The following is an 18134-nucleotide window of genomic DNA, read 5'->3' on the forward strand; positions in this document are numbered from 1 at the left end:
AAGAGCGGCAAAAATTGAAAGAGATCCCGCTCATGATCGATACCAAAACCCTTACCCAGCTCGGCGCGCACGTCGAGACGCCACAGAGCCCCGAACAGGCAGTCCTGGAGACCGTGCCGTTTACGCGCGGCGACGGTCCGCCGGCGATCGTGCGCTTCACCTGCCCGGAATTCACCTCGCTGTGCCCGGTGACCGGCCAGCCGGATTTCGCCCATATCGTCATCGACTACGCACCCGATGCGGCCCTGGTGGAATCGAAATCGCTGAAGCTGTTCATGACCTCATTTCGCAACCATGGCGCCTTCCATGAGGATTGCACCGTCATGATCGGCCGCCGCATCGTGGCAGCAACCAAGCCGCTGTGGTTGCGCATAGGCGGCTATTGGTATCCGCGCGGCGGCATTCCGATCGATGTGTTCTGGCAAACCGGCGCGCCACCGGAAGGCGCTTGGCTGCCCGACACCGGCGTCGCCCCCTATCGCGGCCGCGGCTGATACGGCGCTCATTCGCACTGATATTGGCTGAGCGCCCACTCGCCGGTCACCGAAAACAGGTCCGATATCTTCCAGTCGCCGTCGACCTTCTTGAGCTTCCATTCAAGACGGTGCGGGTTGCCGGCAATGACGAAGGCGACGACGACCTTGGCCTGGTCGCCATTGATCGATTCGAGCGTCTTCAGGCTCTTGTCGATCTCGGCCTTGTCGTAATCGGCATTGTCCAGCGCCATGTTGGGGTCGAGGCACTCGCCCTGCCCGGATTTGCGCAACGCGTCGCTCTTGTCGAGCACGGTCTTCGCCGGATCGATGAAATGGCTGCGCTGCGCCGGATCGACCTCCAGGCCAACCTGATCGTAGAACGGCCGCACCACTGCCGTCGGCGATCCCGGTTGGATGGGTGCTGCAGGTTCGCTGGGCGGCCAGGCGACCGGCGGCGTTGCCGGCTCCGCAGCGCCGCCCGGCGCATTGGCGGGAGGTGCCCCGCTGTCGGCAGGAGCGCTAGCCGAGGGCGCGCCGTCGGCGGGAGCGTTTGCCGGGGGCGCGCCAAACAACCCTTGCGCAGCCACGCCACATAAACCCGACGCCAGTGTGAAAAAAACCGAGAATGCCAGAAGACAGGTACGGGCCATAACGTCACCAAGGCTTTGGCCAGTCATGCCTTTCGATGGGCATGCATTCGATTGGCTGGACATCCAGCCACACAACCTTCGGGCCTGATCCAGAACCATGCAGAGTTTGTTGGCGTAGACAAGGCCACGCTATCCGAATTGCTCGCCTGGCGCGATCGATATCGCGCCAGGCGAGCCACATCAGGTCATTTCAGTGCAATGGAATGACGGGCGGATTTGGCCCATCACTGGTGTTGCCGTTGATCTCGTTGTTGCCGTAAGAGTTAATTACGCCGCCATTGTTGATCGCCGTGCCAGTGGTATTGCCGCTGATCGTCGAGTTGCCGACCCGCAGCGTGGTGCTCGGTCCATCGGCCCGAAGGCCCCCGTTCGCCCCGTTGTTGGCCGCGAGAACGCGATCAACCATGGTGATGATTGCCGCACCTCCGGCCGAATTGAACAAGCTGATGCCGGAGTTTGTGTTGCCGGACACATTGCTGTTGACGACGCTTATGTTGATCCCACCGGTGCTGCCGGTGCCGTCGGCCTTCACCCCGGCAAGATTGTTGTTCTCGATCGAAGAGTTTTCGATGGTGACCTTCGCGGATCCGGTGCCGGTCGGCTGGACATGGATGCCGTCATTGTTGCCGGTGATCGTGGTGTTGTTGACATAGAGCTCAGCCGCCACGGACGGAGCGAAGTTGATACCCATGCCATTCGGCGCGGCACCGGTGTTGTCGCGAATGACGCAGTCCTCGACAAACAAGGCGGCGCCGACAAGAAACCGCACCCCATTGAGGCCGGGCGAAGCCGGCGTGCTGTCGATATCGAGACCACGAAGAACGACAACGTCAGTGGCCAACGCATTGACGATGACGCCATTTACCCCTGCGTTCAACACACCTGCCTCAACGTCCTCGCATGCGATGGTGATCGATTTGGTGATCGTCACGGTGCCAAAACCACCTGGATCGATGCAGTTGATTTCACCGCCGGCGGCGGTCTTGGAAATCGCGCCGGCGAAAGTCTTGCAAGGCGCCGTGCGGCTGCAGGGATTGGCGTCGTCACCAACGCCGGAAACCCATGTCCGGGTTGCCTGCGCGGAAGCCGGCGTCGCGATCACCGCCATCGCCAAAGCGAGAAACAGCGAAGATAATAGGTAACCTAGAATTTTCATGATCATTCCCCCTAAATGGAACAAGAGATTCGTTCACAACCAAGCGGAGGAAGTTTAGCCGTTGCTCTCTCAAAAGCAACGCGACCTCAAAACCGGACCACCAATTTGTATTTCTCGTGAGCGCGGCGATGCGCCAAGCTACGCAGCCGTCTTCACACTTTTGTTACATCGCCTTCACACTACAGTCGAAGTGCTTGACGTTCCACGAAATTTAGCAGGCCTCGCGCAAGCAGCGACGTGAACCGGCTGATTCGACGCCCCAGTTGGAGCAGCCGAGCCTCACGGCATTACTCCGGATCTTGGCTCGCCAGGCATTCGAGTTGGCTCAGCGTCCAGTCGCTGGTCTTCGAGGCAATGTCCGATACCTTCCATTTGCCATCGAGCTTCTTCAGCGACCAGTGCATTTCACGCTGCGCATCGTCTCCGTCCGAAAAAAGTTTGAAGTTCGCCACCACCTGCGCGGTGTCGCCATCCACCGTCTCGGACAATTTCAAGGTCTTGGAGACGGTCTTCTGGTCGAAATCCTGCGCATCCAAACCGGGATCGAAGTCGATGCAGGCGACCTGATCGGGATTCTTCTTGGTCGCCTGGTCGTTGAGATCGAACAGTTTCGTCACCGGCTCGGTGAAGCGATCCCGGTATTGTGCGTCAGCCTCGAATTTGACCGCCGGAACATAGAAGAACTTCACGGCGTCGGACGCCGGTCCGGCCAAGGCGGCCGCGGGCAAGGCTGTCGATAGGGCGGCAAGCAACACTGTCCGTCGCATGCAGAATCTCCGCTTTCGGTGGCTTGAATCAATCCACGCCACGCATCCTGCATACCGGCTTTTTTGCGGCTCATGAAGCCCCTGCCCGGTCTCCTTTCAGCCGTCCAGCCAGACGTTCTGGAAGTCCATTTCGTAGGTCTGGTGCATCCCGTAGTTCTTCACCTTCTTGTTCATGTGGCAGTAGAGCTTCTGCCAGAACGGCTGGATGATGACGCCGGAGTCCTGCAGGATCTGCTCGACATCCTTCATCACCTCCTTGCGCTTGACTGGATCGGCCAGCGAAAGCGCCTGCTTCAGCTTGGCGTCGAAATCCGGGTTGGCATAGGCCGTTTCGTTCCACGCCTCACCCGAGCGATAGCCGAGCGCCAGCACCTGCACGCCCAGCGGACGCATGTACCAGATCGTCATCGAATAGGGATATTTCGTCCAGTCGTTCCAGAAGGTCGAGCCCGGCAGCACCGTACGCTTGACCTTGATGCCGGCGTCGCGCAACTGACCGGCGATCGCATCGCCGGTGTTCTTCTGCCATTCGTCTTCTACGGTGATCAGCTCGTGCTCGAAGTCGGCCTGTCCGGCTTCCGCCATCAGTTTCTTGGCGGCCGCCGGATCTCGGGTCTTCTTGGGCAGCGGATAGTATTCGGGGTGGATCGGGGCGACATGGTGGTTCTCGCCAACCGTGCCGAGCCCGGCGTAGCCCAGCTGCATGACGGCATTGTTGTCGACGGCCATCTGCAGCGCATTGCGCACCCGCTGGTCGTCATAGGGCTTGTGGGTGATGTTGGTGCGGGCAACGAGCGTGGTCGCCGTCGCGACCTCCGATTTCACCAGACCCATCTTGTCGAGGGGGTCGATGAAGTCGGCCGGCGTTTCGAAATCGAGGTCGATCTCGCCGGACTCGAAGGCATTCAGTGTGGCGTTGAAGTCAGTGCCGTAGTCGATGAACTCGACGCTGTCGAGTGGTGCTTCACCACCCCACCATTTGCCGTTCTCGCGGCGATTGACCACCGCCTTCGAACCCACTGCATAGGACACCAACTCGAAAGCCCCGGTACCGATCGGCTTCTTGATCGGATCGGCGCCATCCTTGTCGAAGTCGCGATGCACGACCAGCGCCGGATAGTCGGTGAAGCCGGGTATGATCGCGATGTCGGGCGCGGAGAGCTTCAGCTTGACGGTGTGGTCGTCGACCTTGGTGATCGCACCGTCCTTGGCCTTGCCGCTCTTCGGATCGATCAGAGCGCCGACGCGCGCGGCCATGGAATTGCCGGAGGCACCCTTCTCACACCAGCGGTTCAGATTGGCGACCACGTCGTCGGCGTTGAAAGCATCGCCATTGTTCCAGGTGACGCCCTTGCGCAGATGCAGCGTATATTCGGTGGCGTCGTCATTGATGTCCCAGCTTTCAAGCAGCACCGGCTCGAAAGTGAACTGGTGCGTGTAGCGGACGAGCGGCTCCAGCCAGGTCCGGGTGACGTTTGCCATTTCGGTCCAGTCATATGTGCGCGGATCCTTCTGCGCCTTCACCGACATCGCGACGTGCAGCGTTCCGCCCTTCTTCGGGTCGTCGGCCAGCGCCTTTGTCGGAGCGGCAAGACCGATCATGCTGTAGGCGAAAGCCGTCGACGCGCCGAAGGCGCTGGCCAGCGCCAGGAATTCGCGCCGGTCCATGTGGCCTGCACGCGTCTCTTTCGCCATTGCCTCGATAGCGCCCGGCACGCGGTCGCCATTGCTTCTGAAGAGCGTCATGTTTTCCTCCCTTAGTAGTTCCGTCAGGTCTTCTAACTAACGCTGTCCGGCAGTATTTCCTCTCGCCGCGCGATCAAATCCTTGAGACCCTCGGCAATACCCTCATCGAGCTTCGGCTCCTCGTAGTCGGCGAGCATGTTGCGCGCTTTCTCGCGGCCGCGCGTGTCGTGGTCCTTCGCCCCTTCGGCGTTCCACTGTTCGTAGGAATTGAAGTCCATGATCGAGGGCATGAAGAAGGCGGACTCGAAATGTTCGAGCGTGTGCTGGGTGCCGAGGAAATGGCCCTGCGGCCCGACCTCGCGGATCGCCGCCATCGCTTCCTTGAAATCGTCGAAGGACAGCCCGCCGGCATATTTGTACCAGCCGACAAGCTGCTCGCAGTCGGTGGCGAATTTCGAATAGCCGCAGGTGAGCCCGGCTTCCAGCCATCCGGCGGAATGCCAGATGTAGTTGGCGCCCGATAGGATCGCGGCATGCATGAGCATGTTCGATTCGTAGCCCGCTTGGGCGTCGTTCAGCTTCGAGCCGACATGGAAGCCCGAGGTGCGCCACGGCAGGCGGTATTTCCGCGCCAGCGCCCCCATCAGATACATCATCTGGGCGGCCTCCGGCGTGCCGCCCATCGGCGCGCCGGTCTTCATGTCGACGGTGACCATGAACTGGCCGTAGAGCTGCGGCGAGCCTGGGCGGATGAGCTGGGTCAGCGCCACCCCGGCGAGCGCCTCGGCGTTGACCTGCGCCACCGCGCCGACGGCGGAAGCCGAGGTCGAAGCCCCGCACAGCGCGAAAGGCGCCAGGATCAGCGGCTGATTGTGGCTCGCGTAGACCCGCATGGCGTCGATCATGGTGGCGTCCCAAACCAGCGGCGAATTGCAGTTGGTGATCGCCACCAGCACAGGGTTGTCGCGCACGAACTCCTCGCCGAAGACGATGCCAGCCATCGCCATGGTGTCCTCGGCGCGCTCCTTCGACGTCACGATGCCCATGAACGGCTTGTCGGAATGCTTCAGCGCCGAGTGGATGATGTGCAGATGCCGTTTCGGCACCGCGATTTCCATCGGCTCGCAGATGACCGAGCTCGAGGAATGCAGCGCCGGCGCCATGTAGGCCATTTTGTGGAAATTGTTGAGGTCGGCGAGCGTGCCGTAGCGGCGATTGTTGTCGAGGTCGCGGACGTAGGGCGCGCCATACATCGGCACGAAAATCGAGTTCTTGCCGCCGACGCGCACCGTGCGCTCGGGGTTGCGCGCATGAAGCGTGAACTCAGACGGAACCTTCGAGACGAGCTCCATCAGCAGCGCGCGGTCGATGCGGACACGCGTCTCCCTGACATCGGCGCCGGCAGCCTTCCAGAGCTCGATCGCGCCGTCGTCGCGGAATTCGCAGCCCACCTCCTCGAGGATCTTGAGCGATTCCTCATGGATCAGTTCCACCGCCTCGTCCGGAACCATCTGATAGACCGGGATCTTGCGGACCAGGGTCGGAAAGGAAGCTATCGGCGCGCTTCTGAGCGCCTTGCGGCCAAGGCGACCACCACCGCGGCGGTGGGTCTGTTCGGTCAATTCGACGGCTGGTGCGTTCATGGAGCCTCCTTCTTCCCGCCACCCACGTTAGCGGCCCGAAATATAGCTGTGACGCTGGAAAATCCTGATCTCTTGTATAAGCTGCACTTATGCGAAGCCTGCGCCACCTCCTGCCCTCCGCCGGCAGCCTGATCATCTTCGAGGCGGCCGGCCGGCTGTCGAGCTTCACCGCCGCCGGGCGCGAGCTCGGCATGACGCAGGCGGCCGTCTCCTACGCGGTGCGCGGGCTGGAAGAACAGCTCGGCGCCAAGCTGTTCCAACGCCGCCATCGGCAGGTCAGCCTGACGGAGGCCGGCGAGCGCTTCCACGCCGATGTCTCGCTTGGCTTGTCGCACATCCGCAAGTCGGCCGAGGATCTGCGTCTGCAGGCGACAGGCGGCCATGTGACGCTTGCCGCGTCGACCGCCTTCGGCTCGTTCTGGATGATGCCGCGCCTGCAGCAGTTCCGCGACGAATTGCCGGGCATCGATCTGCGCATCCAGACCGCCGACCGCGACCTCGACATCATCGCAGAAGGCATTCCGCTGGCCGTGCGCGGCGGCGAGCCGCGGGACTGGCCGGACTACCATTCACTGCCGCTTGCCGATGAGGAGATCTTCCCCGTCGCCGGCGCCAGCTATCTGGCCAAGTTCGGCATGCCGAGGACGGTCGGGGACCTGGCCACGCACCGTCTCATCCATCTCGAGGAGCCGTACCGCGAGGCGGCCAGCTGGGATGAATGGTTCCAGTCAGCCGGCGGCAACCTGGGCGACACCGCGCGCGGGCTGCGCATCAACGACTACGGCCTGGTGATCCAGGGCGTGATGGAGGGTCAAGGCATCGCACTCGGCTGGCGGCACCTCGCTGAACGGCTGCTGGCGACGGGACTGCTGGTGCAGGTGACGGATCATGTGCTCAAGACCGGCAAGGCCTTCTATATCGTCTGGCCGAAGAACCGGGAGCTGAGTGAGAATGCCCGCAAGGTGCGGGATTGGCTGGCGGCGCAGGCATAAAACCGTTTCACGGTTCACCGCAGTTCGCCCTCGCCCGCACGACACGAATCCGCCTATACTGCCGTCATGCCCATTCGCCAGCTTTCCGAAACGATGATCAACCAGATCGCCGCCGGCGAAGTCATCGAGCGTCCGGCGAGCGTGGTCAAGGAGCTCGTCGAGAACGCGCTCGATGCCGGCGCGTCACGCGTCGAAATCGTCACGTCAGGCGGCGGTCTGAACCTGATCCGCGTCACCGATGATGGCTCCGGCATCCCCGAGCCGGAGCTGGCGCTGGCGATCGCGCGCCACTGCACCTCCAAGCTCGCCGAGGATATCAACGACATCCGTTCGCTCGGCTTTCGCGGCGAAGCGCTGCCGTCGATCGGCTCGGTGTCGCGGCTGTCGATCCGGTCACGCACGGCTTTGGGCGATAGCGCCGCCGAGATCGGCATCGAGGGCGGCCGCGTCTTGCCTGTCAGGCCTGCGGCCGCCAACCGCGGCACCACGGTCGAAGTGCGCGACCTGTTCTTCGCCACGCCGGCGCGGCTGAAATTCATGAAGGGTGAGCGCGCCGAAAGCTCGGCGACCAGCGATGTCGTCAAGCGCATCGCGATTGCCTTTCCGACGGTACGTTTCACTTTGGCCGGCTCCGACCGCTCGACCCTGGAACTGCCGGCGACCGACGACAGTCCGGAAGGCAGCCTGCGCCGCGTCGCCCAGGTGATGGGGGCCGAGTTTCCCGACAATTCCATCGCCATCGACGCGATGCGCGAAGGCGTGCATCTGACCGGCCATGTCTCGATCCCGTCCTTCACCCGCGCCAACGCGCTGCAGCAATATGCCTATGTCAATGGCCGACCGGTGCGCGACAAGCTGATCGCCGGCGCCATCCGCGGCGCCTTCGCCGATGTGCTGCCGCGCGACCGCCACGCGGTGACGGTGCTGTTCCTGACGCTCGATCCGGCCATCGTCGACGTCAATGTCCACCCAGCCAAGGCCGATGTGCGCTTCCGCGACCCGGGCCTGGTGCGCGGGCTGATCGTCGGCGCCATCCGCCAGGCACTGGCCGACGCCGGCATCCGCTCAGCCACGACCGGAGCCGCCGGCATGATGGCGGCGTTCCGGCCAGGCGCCGCCTCCTATGATCATGGCGGCCCTGCCAACGGCCATCGCAGCTATGAAGCAGCGTACCGTGCGTCCGGCTCCGCCGGTTTCGACCCCTCGCGCTCGCCGCAACGGCCGCTCGACATGCAATTCGGTTCGGGGTTCGAACGCGCCGGCGCAAGGCATGGCGGCTTTGGTGAACCCGGCCAGGCGGCGTTCGATACCGGCCCGCTGGCCAGCGCCGATGCGCGCGCCGGGCAGAGCGAGGCGGCCGAGACGCTGCTTGGCACGGTGCTGGGTGCGGCGCGCGCCCAGGTGCATGAGAACTACATCGTGGCGCAAACCAGGGATTCGCTCGTCATCGTCGACCAGCACGCGGCGCATGAGCGGCTGGTCTATGAAGCCTTGAAGAACGCCCTGCATTCGCGCCCCGTGCCTTCGCAGATGCTGCTCCTGCCCGAAATCATCGATCTGCCGGAAGAGGATGCCGAGCGGCTGGCGATGCACTCCGAAACGCTCGCCCGCTTCGGCCTCGGCATCGAGCGTTTCGGCCCGGGCGCCGTCGCCGTGCGCGAGACGCCGTCGATGCTGGGCGAAACCAATGTCCAGCAACTGGTGCGCGATCTCGCCGACGAGATCGCCGACAACGACACGGTCGAGACGCTCAAGGAGCGGCTGGACAAGATCGCCGCAACCATGGCCTGTCATGGCTCGGTGCGTTCCGGCCGGCTGCTCAAGGCCGAGGAGATGAACGCGCTGCTGCGCCAGATGGAAGCGACGCCGGGTTCCGGCACCTGCAACCATGGCCGCCCGACCTATATCGAGCTCAAGCTGGCGGATATCGAGCGGTTGTTCGGGCGAAGATAGTGGAGGACCGTAGGGCGCAGACCCCCACCCCGCTGCTTCGCAGCGACCCTCCCCACAAGGGGGAGGGTGAGGAAGCGTCCTACTGCCGCCCGACAGCGCTCTTGTGGAGATGCCGCAAAGCTGGGCTCCCTACCTCCCCCTTGTGGGGAGGTCGGACCGAAGGTCCGGGTGGGGGGCCGAAAGAGCCGCTTTGGGCGGCTCTTTTCCAAGTCAAGGAATGACTCCAACCCTCTGCTTCACCGCTTCAAATTCACCACGATGACACCACCGAGCGCCAGCGCGCCGCCGAGGATGCCAAGCAGCGTTGGCACTTCGCCCAGCCAGAAGAAGCCGATCAGGGCCGACATCGGCGAGACCAGATAGAGGAAGTTCGAGGCGCGCGCCGCCGGCAGGCGCGACAGCGCCGTCGCCCAAGCGGCATAGGCGATCAGGCTCGGTACGATGCCGAGAAAGATCACGGCGCCGAGGCCGGCTGTGTTGGCAACGGCAGCCTGTGCAAAGCCGCTTGGCAGAAAGGGTGACAGGCAAAGTGCGCCAAGGATCATATTCGAGGCTGAGATGGTCAGTGGATGATGGCGGGCAAAGAGCGGCTTCTGGACGATCGTGTTGACAGCCGAACACAGCGCGGAGCCAAGCACCAGCAGCGCGCCGGCATTGAAGTGCAGGCCATTGCCGTCGGCCACAGCGATGATGCCGATGCCGGCGAAAGAAATGGCCGTGCCAAACCAGGCCCACCCTGAGAAGCGCTCGCCGAGCAATGCCATCGCCATAATGGCAGTGAAGATCGGGCTGACATTGATGATGAAGCCGGCGGCACCGGCCGAGACGGTCAGTTCGCCGAAATTGAGCATGACGGTGTAGAGTGCGACGAAAATGGCGCCGCCAAAGGCGAGGCGCCACAATTCGTCGAGCCTGGGCAATGCCGGACGCTTGACGGCAAGAAAGATCGCCGCCGGTACCGCGGCGATGGCAAAGCGTAGCGCACCGAGTTCCAGGGGACCGAAGGCGGCGAGGCCGGCACGAATGGCGGGAAAGGCGGACGCCCAGCCGACCACGGTCAGCGCCACGGCGATGGCAGCCGTGGTGTCCATCCGCTGTGTCTGATTCAACGTGCCCGTCATCGCGCTCATCTCACTGTCCTCGTGTTCTTCCAACCTGAAAGCCACAAAACGCCTTTTCCCGCTTGTTGACAAACGACCAAATCGAGGATCAGCTGTGACTATGGATCACAGCTCAGACACAATGGTGCCGCTCGAAACCCTGCGTGCCTTTGACGCGGCGGCGCGGACCGGCAGCTTTTCGGCGGCTGCCGAAAAGCTCAACATCACCCACGGCGCCGTCAGCCGGCAGATCGCCAAGCTCGAGGACTGGCTCGGGCTGAAAGTGTTCGATCGCGGCGCGCGCGGCGTCTCGCTGACGATCGAAGGCAACCGGCTGCATCTGCGCACGTCTGAGGCTTTCGCGCTGATATCGAGCCATTCCGACCGCTGGGTCGAGCCGCGCGGCACGGCGGTGGTGCGGCTGACCTCGATCCCCTCAGTCAGCGGACTTTGGCTGATGCCGCGCATGGCGGCATTGGAGAGCAATCCCACCAAGCTGCGCATCGTGCTCGATGTCGACATCCGCCAGGCCGACCTTGCCGATGAAGGCATCGACCTGTCGATCCGCTGCGGCCGCGGCGGCATTCCGGGCCGTGTCTCGGTGCAGTTGTTCGAGGAGCATGTCTTCCCGGTCGCCTCACCGGAACTGGCACGCGAAATCGGCCGTGGCGACCCGGCCCGGCTGCTCAAATTCCCGCTGATCAACGATTCCGACGCCTCCGGCTGGCGTGCCTGGTTCGCGGCGCAAGGCATGGACTATCGCCCGCGCCCGCAGGACCGGCGATTCGAGGACTATAATCTGGTGCTGGATGCCGCCGCCTATGGGCTCGGCATCGCATTGGCGCGTCCGCCGCTGACCGGGCATCAGCTGCAGTCGGGCCGCATCACCGCTGTCGACGAGCGTACCGCGCTCAATCCGGTGTCATACTGGCTCGACCGGCCGCTGGGACGGCCACGCGCAGCCGCCGCCGACCTCGCCCGCCGCATTGCGCAGCAGGCCGGATTGGCGCCGGACAAGATCGAGGCATTCATCGAAGCCGAGCGATAGGCCTCATGGCCCCGCCCAAGATCAGTCGATTCAGAGGATCAACGAAGCAACAGCAGAACGAAGCCAACGGTCAAGATTCCCAATAAACCGAACGTTATCGAAACAAAGCCGATCTTCATCAACAGACGTTCGGGATTCGGCGCCGCACCGTAGGATTGATTGGCGGGCCTATGCCGTCCCGCTGGCGTTGCCAGGGCGGCGTTTTGCGGGACCGGAGGCTGCGGCGGGATAAACGACAGCAGGGACACCCCCGCGGCCCTGGCGGGCGCGTTGTCGTTGGCCGTCGCCGAAGGCGGCGGCACGGCGCCGCGCTGTGTTTCGGTTTCGGGCGCTGCTTTCCTCGCTACGACCGTTGCCAGAACCGCCTCGTCCCGCGTGTCGAGCTGGGCCTGATAGGCCTCGACGATGCCCGACGAAGCAATCTGCTGCGATTTGACGGCCATCGGCGCCGCGGGCATCGCCAGCAGAGCGGGCGCCGTGCGTTGAGCGAACAGAGAGGGCGCGGCCGGCTGGACCAGTTCCCTGACCAGCGCCGTCCTGACCGGATCGGCTTTCGCCAACGGCACGGGTTGCGGCGTCATCGCCTCCTTCAGCAAGGAAGCCAGGCGGGCGGAAGAAATATCCATCATGCCCCCGATAAAAGCGCTTTTCTCACCTGTCGTAGTGCCTCAGCATTGTCCGAGGCTTGTCGCATGCTTGACCTGGCCGGCGATTTGTGGCGATGAAATCTGCATGAACCTTGGCACCACCGCATGATGAACCGTTTCGAAGGCCCGGGCGGCAAGGAAGCCCGCATCCGCTATCTCGATGGCGATTTCCAGGTCACCAGCCCCGGCTCGTTCGTGCGCTGCGCGGTGACCGGGAAAACATCCCCCTGGACGAGTTGAAATACTGGAGCGTCGCCAGGCAGGAGCCTTACGCCAACGCCACCGCCTCGCTGCGCCGCGAAATCGAGATGCATCCGGAGCTGCGCAAGCGGAGCTAGCCTCTCAACTTGCGCTGCCGCCAGGCATCGAGCGTTTCTTCGATGATTCGCTCGGGAACCTGGTCAAGTTCGAAAACCGTGCCGATTTCCAGCACCTCGAGTTTGTCGAGAAAATCCTGTGAGGCGCCATGGCGCAACCGGGCGGCGTCCTTGGCGGTGGTGATGAGGCCGAGGCCTTCGGCGCGTGCCGTCGCCGCCAGTTCGGCAAGCTCGTCCTCGGCATAGAAATGATGGTCCGGAAAGGGTTTTGAGAGAACCACCTCGCCGCCGGCCGCCCGCACCGTGTCGAAGAATTTGTCGGGGTGGCCGATACCGGCGAAGGCGAGGAACCGCTTGCCGGCAAGCCCTGTCTTGCTGCTTGGCTCCGTGTGCGCCTCGAAGATCGGCCGGCCGGCGCGCGCTGCCTGGCGCACCACGGCGTCGGCGGCGGTGCCCTCGCCCATCTTCAGCAACCCGCTGGTGAAGACCAGCTGGTCGACGATTTTTGCCCTGAGCGGACCGCCCGGAATGACACGGCCATTGCCGATCCCGTAGCGGGCGTCGACCACGATCAGCGCATAGTCGATGTGGATGCGCGCGCTCTGAAAACCATCATCCATGATCAGGAAATCGCAGCCGTGTTTTTCTAGCAGCAGCCGGGCGCCGGCGGCACGGTTCGGCGTCACCGCCACCGGGGCATGTTCGGCCAGAAGCAGCGGCTCGTCGCCGACATGCTTGGCGGCATCGTGATCGGCATCGACGACATGCGGCTCGGCGAAGGAGCCGCCATGGCCACGCGACAGGATACCGGGCTTCAGCTGCATGCGCTTGGCCTGTTGCGCAAGCGCGATGGCAACCGGCGTCTTGCCGGTGCCGCCGACGGTGAAATTGCCGATGCACAGAACCGGCGCCTCGATCTTCTCGCGCCGGGCCCGCCGCATGCCGCGGCCGGCGACAAGCGCATAGACCGCCGACAGCGGCGACAGCGCCAGGACTTTCCAGTCCGGCTCTTCCCACCAGAATGGTGGTGCTTCGGAGGCCACGCTAGCGCCCGTTGGCGCCCTTCAGGCGCGACTTGACGACCAGCGGCTGGATATAGGGTTCGAGCGATTTCAGCGTGCGCGCCAGCGCACCGCGCATCTCATCGACGGTCGCGATCCCCGCCGCCATCATCTCATGGCGCGCGACTTCGTTGGTCAAAAGGAAATTGACGGCGCCGGCCAGCATGTCGCGATCGCGCACCAGCTTGGCGCCGCCGCTGTCGATCAGGCGCTGATAGGCTTCACGGAAATTCTGCACATTGCGGCCGGCAAGAACCGCCGTGTCGAGCATGGCCGGCTCGAGCGGATTCTGGCCGCCCTCGGAGGTCAGCGAGCGGCCGACGAAGGCGATTTCGGTCAGTCGGAGATAGAGCCCCATCTCGCCGATCGTGTCGCCGAGCAGGATATCGGTGTCGGGCCCGATACGATCGCCCTTGCTGCGCCGCGCGACCTTCAGCCCCATGCCGGAAATCTGCGCGGCAAGGGTTTCTGCGCGATCGGGATGGCGCGGAACGACGATCGTCAGCAGGCCGTGGTGACGCTTGTGCAGCGTTGCGTGGACTTCCGCCGCGACCACTTCCTCGCCGTCATGGGTCGAGATCGCCGCCCAGGTCGGGCGGCCGCCGATCTGCCGCTGCAAACTGGCCAATACCCGTTCGTCGACAGGTGGCGGGTTGGTGTCGACCTTGAGATTGCCCGACACGGTGACCGGGCGAGCACCAAGCGCGCGAAAACGCTCGCCGTCGACATCGGACTGGGCAACGACATGGGCAAGGTTCTCGAACAACGCCTCGGCGATGTTGGCGCGCTTCTTCCACGAGGTGAACGAGCGGTCGGACAACCTGCCATTGACCAGCACCTGCGGCACATGGCGCGCGCCAAGCTCGAGGATGGTCATCGGCCAGATCTCGGATTCGGCGATGATCGCCAGGTCCGGCCGCCAGTGGTCGAGGAACCGGCTGACCGCCGGCTTCAGGTCGAGCGGCACATATTGGTGGATGATGCGGTCGCCGAGCCGCTCGTCGGCAACCTGGGCCGATGTCACCGTGCCGGTCGTCAGCACGATGTTGACGCCATAGTCGAGGATGCTTTCGACCAGCGGCACGACAGCTATGGTCTCGCCGACGCTCGCGGCATGGATCCAGATGACAGGCCCTTCGGGGCGCGGGCGGCCGGCGACGCCGTAGCGCTCGCGGCGACGGTTGCGGTCCTCCTTGCCGCGCGAAGTGCGCCAGGCGACATAGGGCCCGACCAGCGGATAGGCCGCAGCACCGGCGAAACGGTATGCCGTCAGCATGGCGCGCGCCCAGCGACCGCTCATCGCCGGCCATCCACGAGACGGTAGGCCTCGGCCGTCGCGGCATTGAGGGCGGTGGTCACTTCCTGGCGCTTGCGCTCCATTTCGGCGTCGTCGGCATCCGGCGCTACGAAGATCGGCGCGCCGATGGTCACGGCGGAACGGCCGAACGGCAGGTTGATGGTGGTCTTGTCCCAGCTCTTTTCCAGCACCTTGCGGCGGCTGGTGGCAATGGCGACAGGCAGCAGCGGCCGGCCCGAGAGGCGCGCCAGGAGAACGATACCAAGCCCTGCGTCGCGTGGCGTACCGTGCGGAATGTCTGCGATCATGGCGACGTTCTTGCCTGCGGTGAGCGACTTTTTGAGGGCGATGAGGGCCTTGGCCCCGCCCTTGTCGAGATGCCTGGCATTGTCACGCCCACCGGAACCGCGCACCGCCTCGATGCCGAATTTCTCCAGCATCAGCGCGTTGAGCTCGGCATCAGCGCTGCGCGACACCATGGCGACCAGCGGTTTGCGCTTGGGATAATAGGCCGGCGTCAAAAGATGCTGGCCGTGCCACAAGGCGATGATGCCGGGCTCGAATTCGGCATAGGCGCCGCCCGAAAAGCGCGCCGATCCGGCAACCAGAGGGCTGGTCAGGCGAACCAGCCGCACGAACTGCGCGAGCAGGCTGGCAATGGCGTTCTTGACGAATCGCGACTGCGCCAGCGGTTCGCGCACCTTGCGCCAGAACGCCTTGGTCGCGCGGCTGCCGCCCCTGCCCGTGGGCGCGGCCTCGCTGGCTGGCCCTTTCGCCAGGTCATGCTCCATCGAAGTCAACCGACAGCCTTGTTGTCGGGATCCAGCAGACGGTGCAGATGAACGACGAAATAACGCATATGGGCATTGTCCACGCTGGCTTGCGCCTTGGCTTTCCACGCCGTGTGCGCGGATTGATAGTCCGGATAGATGCCGACAATGTCGAGCCCGTCGAGATCGCGGAACTCGGTGCCGCCAAGCTTCTTCAGTTCGCCGCCGAACACCAGATGCAAAAGCTGTTTCTTCCCGTCTTCCGCGGTCATGTCGGTCCTTCACATATTGTGAGTTTGTGACAGGTCTAGACCAAAGCCGCCGACTTTGGAACCTGCGAATGTGCTTTCACGCATCCAGCCCGGCAATGACATCGACGAGCACAGCCAGCAATTCACCGCTGCCGGCGGCGAGAGCGCCATGGCGGGTGACTTCACCGGCATAGAGCGGCGCGCGGCCATGCGGGTCGAGCAGATGGCCGCCGGCCTCGCGCAGGATAAGATCGGCGGCGGCGATATCCCAGTCATGGGCGTTCGGCTTGACGAAGGTGGCGTCGAGCGTGCCATTGGCGATCATCGCCAAGCGGTAGGCGAGCGAGGGGCTGTAGGGCGCTCGTGTTAGCCGCTTCTGCCAGCCGGCCGGCACCAGGTCGATCAGCTGCTTCAACCCGGAAATCTCGGCCTTGTCGCCAAGCGTGCGCACCGCGATGCGCTTGCCGTTGCGGAAGGCGCCCTGGCCGGGCAGCGCCCAATAGGTCTCGTCCATTGCCGGGCATTCGAGCACGCCGGCGAGCGTGCGACCATGTTCAACGACGGCAACGCTGACGCACCAGGTGCGCTGTCCCTCGAGGAAGCCGCGCGTGCCGTCGATCGGATCGACGACGAAGGTGCGGCGCGCCGAAAGCCGCGCCGGATCGTCGACCGTCTCTTCCGATAGCCAGCCATAGTCAGGCCGCGCCGCCAGCAGCGTGCGGTGCAGATAGGCGTCGGCCGCATGATCGGCCTCGCTGACCGGCGACGTGCCGCCCTTCATCCAGACCTGCGGGCTGTTGCCGAAGTACTGCATGGCGATGACACCCGCCTCGCGGGCGGCGTCGCGCAGCAGCGGCAGATCCCCAATGGCGCCGGAAGGGGCACCGGCGGCGGTCAGCTCAGGCTCCGGCAAGGGTCATGCCTTCGATCAGAAGCGTCGGCGCGGCGGTGCCGAAATTGCGGTCGAGGTCGTTGGCCGGCACCATGTTAAGGAACATGGTCTTCAGGTCGAGGCGATTGTGACTTCGGCGACCGGATAGGCCAGTTCGCCATTCTCGATCCAGAAGCCGGAGGCGCCGCGGCTGTATTCCCCGGTCAACATGTCGACGCCCTGGCCGAACACTTCGGTGACATAGAAGCCGGTCTTGAGCGACTTGATCAGGTCCTGCGGTGAGCGGTCGCCCGGCTCGATGGCGAGATTGGTGGAGGATGGTGAAACCGAGGAGCCGCTGCGCGATCCGCGCCCGTTGGTGACAAGGCCGAGTTCGCGCGCGGCCGAGGTCGACAAGAACCAGTGCTTGAGCACGCCCTTTTCGACCATGAGAAGCTTCTCGCCCTCGACGCCTTCGCCGTCGAACGGACGCGAGGCCTGGCCACGAGGCCTGAGCGGCTCGTCGGTGACCGTGATCGCGGCGGCGGCCACCTGCTTGCCCATCATGTCGCGCAGGAACGAGGTTTTGCGCGCGACGGACGCGCCATTGATGGCGCCGGCAATATGGCCGGCGATGCCGCGCGCCACGCGCGGGTCGAACACCACGTCGATCGGCCCGGTCGCCGCCTTGCGCGCGCCGAGGCGACACACGGCGCGTTCGCCGGCCTTGCGGCCGATATCATCAGGCGCATCGAGATCGGCAAAGTGCTGGCGCGAGGAGAATTCATAGTCGCGCTCCATGCTGGTGCCCTCGCCGGCGATGACACTGGCCGAACGCGAGAACCGCGAGCCGACATAGTGGCCAAGGAAACCGTGCGAGGTGGCCAGCACCATCCCGCCCAGTCCGGCGCCGGCGCTGGCGCCGGCCGAATTGGTCACGCCCTTGACGGCAAGCCCTGCCGCTTCCGCCGCAAGGGCCGCTTCCTTCAACTGGTCGGCCGTCACTTCGGTGGCGTCGAACAGATCGAGATCGCGCGTTTGCCTGGCCAGCAGCGCCGGATCGGCCAGACCCTGATAGGGATCCTCAGGCGAGACTTTCGCCATGGCAACGGCGCGCTCGGCCAGTGCGCGCGGGTCGGACGCTGCGGTGGCCGAGACACTCGCCACGCGCTGGCCGACGAAGACGCGCAAAGAGACGTCCTCCGCCTCGGACGATTCGGTGGCCTCGACCTTGCCGAGCCGCACCGACACGCCGGTCGAACGGCCGCGCACGGCCACCGCGTCGGCGGCATCGGCGCCGGCCTTTTTGGCGGCCTCGACCAGTGCCGCGACGCGGTCGGTCAGTTTCTTAGCGTCTGATGTGTCGGCCATGCCTGTGATCCTGCTTGCCGCGGCCAGCTTGCGGCCGCGCCCACCCATCTATTGTCCCGATCCGGCTTGTGCAATGGC

The 18134-nt window shown here is 64.3% G+C and carries 16 protein-coding genes and 2 pseudogenes; 5 read left to right on the top strand and 13 right to left on the bottom strand.

All coding sequences use genetic code 11. The features are described 5' to 3' along the window. The first annotated feature begins 32 nt into the window (after positions 1-32). Positions 33-494: a preQ(1) synthase gene (gene queF / locus AC0V8S_RS27015; RefSeq protein WP_027034682.1), complete on the top strand. Its 462-nt coding sequence runs from the start codon at positions 33-35 to the stop codon at positions 492-494. 8 nt (positions 495-502) lie between these two features. Here queF and AC0V8S_RS27020 read toward each other — a convergent pair whose 3' ends face one another. The 5 genes from AC0V8S_RS27020 to AC0V8S_RS27040 form a co-directional block, all read right to left on the bottom strand. Further along, positions 503-1126, bottom strand: a complete 624-nt coding sequence (locus AC0V8S_RS27020; protein ID WP_475434456.1) for a YqhG/Tai3 family protein — start codon at positions 1124-1126, stop codon at positions 503-505. 190 nt (positions 1127-1316) lie between these two features. Beyond that, a complete protein-coding gene (locus AC0V8S_RS27025; RefSeq protein ID WP_475434458.1) occupies positions 1317-2282 on the bottom strand; it encodes a right-handed parallel beta-helix repeat-containing protein in 966 nt (321 codons plus the stop codon). A 287-nt stretch (positions 2283-2569) separates the two neighbouring features. Next, complete coding sequence (locus tag AC0V8S_RS27030) at positions 2570-3049, bottom strand: DUF3828 domain-containing protein (protein WP_475434460.1); 480 nt, start codon at positions 3047-3049, stop codon at positions 2570-2572. Between the two features lie 96 nt (positions 3050-3145). Continuing rightward, positions 3146-4795: an ABC transporter substrate-binding protein gene (locus tag AC0V8S_RS27035; RefSeq protein ID WP_183458230.1), complete on the bottom strand. Its 1650-nt coding sequence runs from the start codon at positions 4793-4795 to the stop codon at positions 3146-3148. A 32-nt stretch (positions 4796-4827) separates the two neighbouring features. Continuing rightward, positions 4828-6378 (bottom strand): trimethylamine methyltransferase family protein, encoded by a 1551-nt coding sequence (locus AC0V8S_RS27040; protein ID WP_475434462.1) that lies wholly within the window; start codon positions 6376-6378, stop codon positions 4828-4830. A gap of 89 nt (positions 6379-6467) precedes the next feature. Here AC0V8S_RS27040 and AC0V8S_RS27045 point away from each other — a divergent pair, with 89 nt between their 5' ends. Further along, positions 6468-7370 (top strand): LysR substrate-binding domain-containing protein, encoded by a 903-nt coding sequence (locus tag AC0V8S_RS27045; RefSeq protein ID WP_183458228.1) that lies wholly within the window; start codon positions 6468-6470, stop codon positions 7368-7370. Between the two features lie 66 nt (positions 7371-7436). Next, positions 7437-9323 carry a DNA mismatch repair endonuclease MutL gene (mutL, locus tag AC0V8S_RS27050; protein WP_475434463.1) on the top strand — a complete coding sequence of 629 codons (1887 nt, stop codon included), beginning with the start codon at positions 7437-7439 and terminating at the stop codon, positions 9321-9323. 236 nt (positions 9324-9559) lie between these two features. On the opposite strand, the gene AC0V8S_RS27055 is transcribed toward mutL, so the two are convergent. Beyond that, the gene (locus AC0V8S_RS27055; RefSeq protein WP_475434465.1) at positions 9560-10453 is read right to left on the bottom strand and encodes a DMT family transporter; all 894 of its coding nucleotides are present in this window, start codon (positions 10451-10453) and stop codon (positions 9560-9562) included. Positions 10454-10544: 91 nt separating this feature from the next. On the opposite strand from AC0V8S_RS27055, the gene AC0V8S_RS27060 reads away from it, so the two are divergent. Further along, on the top strand, positions 10545-11471 hold the full coding sequence (locus tag AC0V8S_RS27060) for a LysR family transcriptional regulator (RefSeq protein WP_183458224.1): 927 nt from the start codon (positions 10545-10547) through the stop codon (positions 11469-11471). A gap of 38 nt (positions 11472-11509) precedes the next feature. Here the strand turns inward: AC0V8S_RS27060 and AC0V8S_RS27065 are convergent, their stop codons facing one another. Next, positions 11510-12097 (bottom strand): hypothetical protein, encoded by a 588-nt coding sequence (locus AC0V8S_RS27065; protein ID WP_183458222.1) that lies wholly within the window; start codon positions 12095-12097, stop codon positions 11510-11512. Positions 12098-12223: 126 nt separating this feature from the next. Between AC0V8S_RS27065 and AC0V8S_RS27070 the strand changes: the two are divergent. Next, positions 12224-12456, top strand: a pseudogene (locus AC0V8S_RS27070) (DUF2093 domain-containing protein). Here AC0V8S_RS27070 and lpxK read toward each other — a convergent pair. From lpxK to AC0V8S_RS27100, 6 genes and pseudogenes are all read right to left on the bottom strand, one after another. Continuing rightward, positions 12453-13478, bottom strand: a complete 1026-nt coding sequence (lpxK, locus tag AC0V8S_RS27075; protein ID WP_475434468.1) for a tetraacyldisaccharide 4'-kinase — start codon at positions 13476-13478, stop codon at positions 12453-12455. The pseudogene AC0V8S_RS27070 and the gene lpxK sit on opposite strands and share 4 nt — an antisense overlap. Position 13479: 1 nt before the next feature. Beyond that, the gene (waaA, locus tag AC0V8S_RS27080) at positions 13480-14796 is read right to left on the bottom strand and encodes a lipid IV(A) 3-deoxy-D-manno-octulosonic acid transferase (protein ID WP_475434470.1); all 1317 of its coding nucleotides are present in this window, start codon (positions 14794-14796) and stop codon (positions 13480-13482) included. Beyond that, the gene (locus AC0V8S_RS27085; protein ID WP_183458216.1) at positions 14793-15584 is read right to left on the bottom strand and encodes a lysophospholipid acyltransferase family protein; all 792 of its coding nucleotides are present in this window, start codon (positions 15582-15584) and stop codon (positions 14793-14795) included. Before AC0V8S_RS27085 ends, waaA begins: the two co-directional genes overlap by 4 nt. A 5-nt stretch (positions 15585-15589) precedes the next feature. After that, complete coding sequence (locus tag AC0V8S_RS27090; protein ID WP_095202347.1) at positions 15590-15835, bottom strand: DUF4170 domain-containing protein; 246 nt, start codon at positions 15833-15835, stop codon at positions 15590-15592. Positions 15836-15911: 76 nt separating this feature from the next. Further along, a complete protein-coding gene (locus AC0V8S_RS27095; protein ID WP_475434472.1) occupies positions 15912-16727 on the bottom strand; it encodes a 3'(2'),5'-bisphosphate nucleotidase CysQ in 816 nt (271 codons plus the stop codon). Further along, positions 16714-18056, bottom strand: a pseudogene (locus AC0V8S_RS27100) (TldD/PmbA family protein). Before AC0V8S_RS27100 ends, AC0V8S_RS27095 begins: the two are co-directional and overlap by 14 nt. Between the last annotated feature and the right edge of the window lie 78 nt (positions 18057-18134).

The sequence above is a fragment of the Mesorhizobium oxytropidicola genome (genome assembly GCF_056174625.1).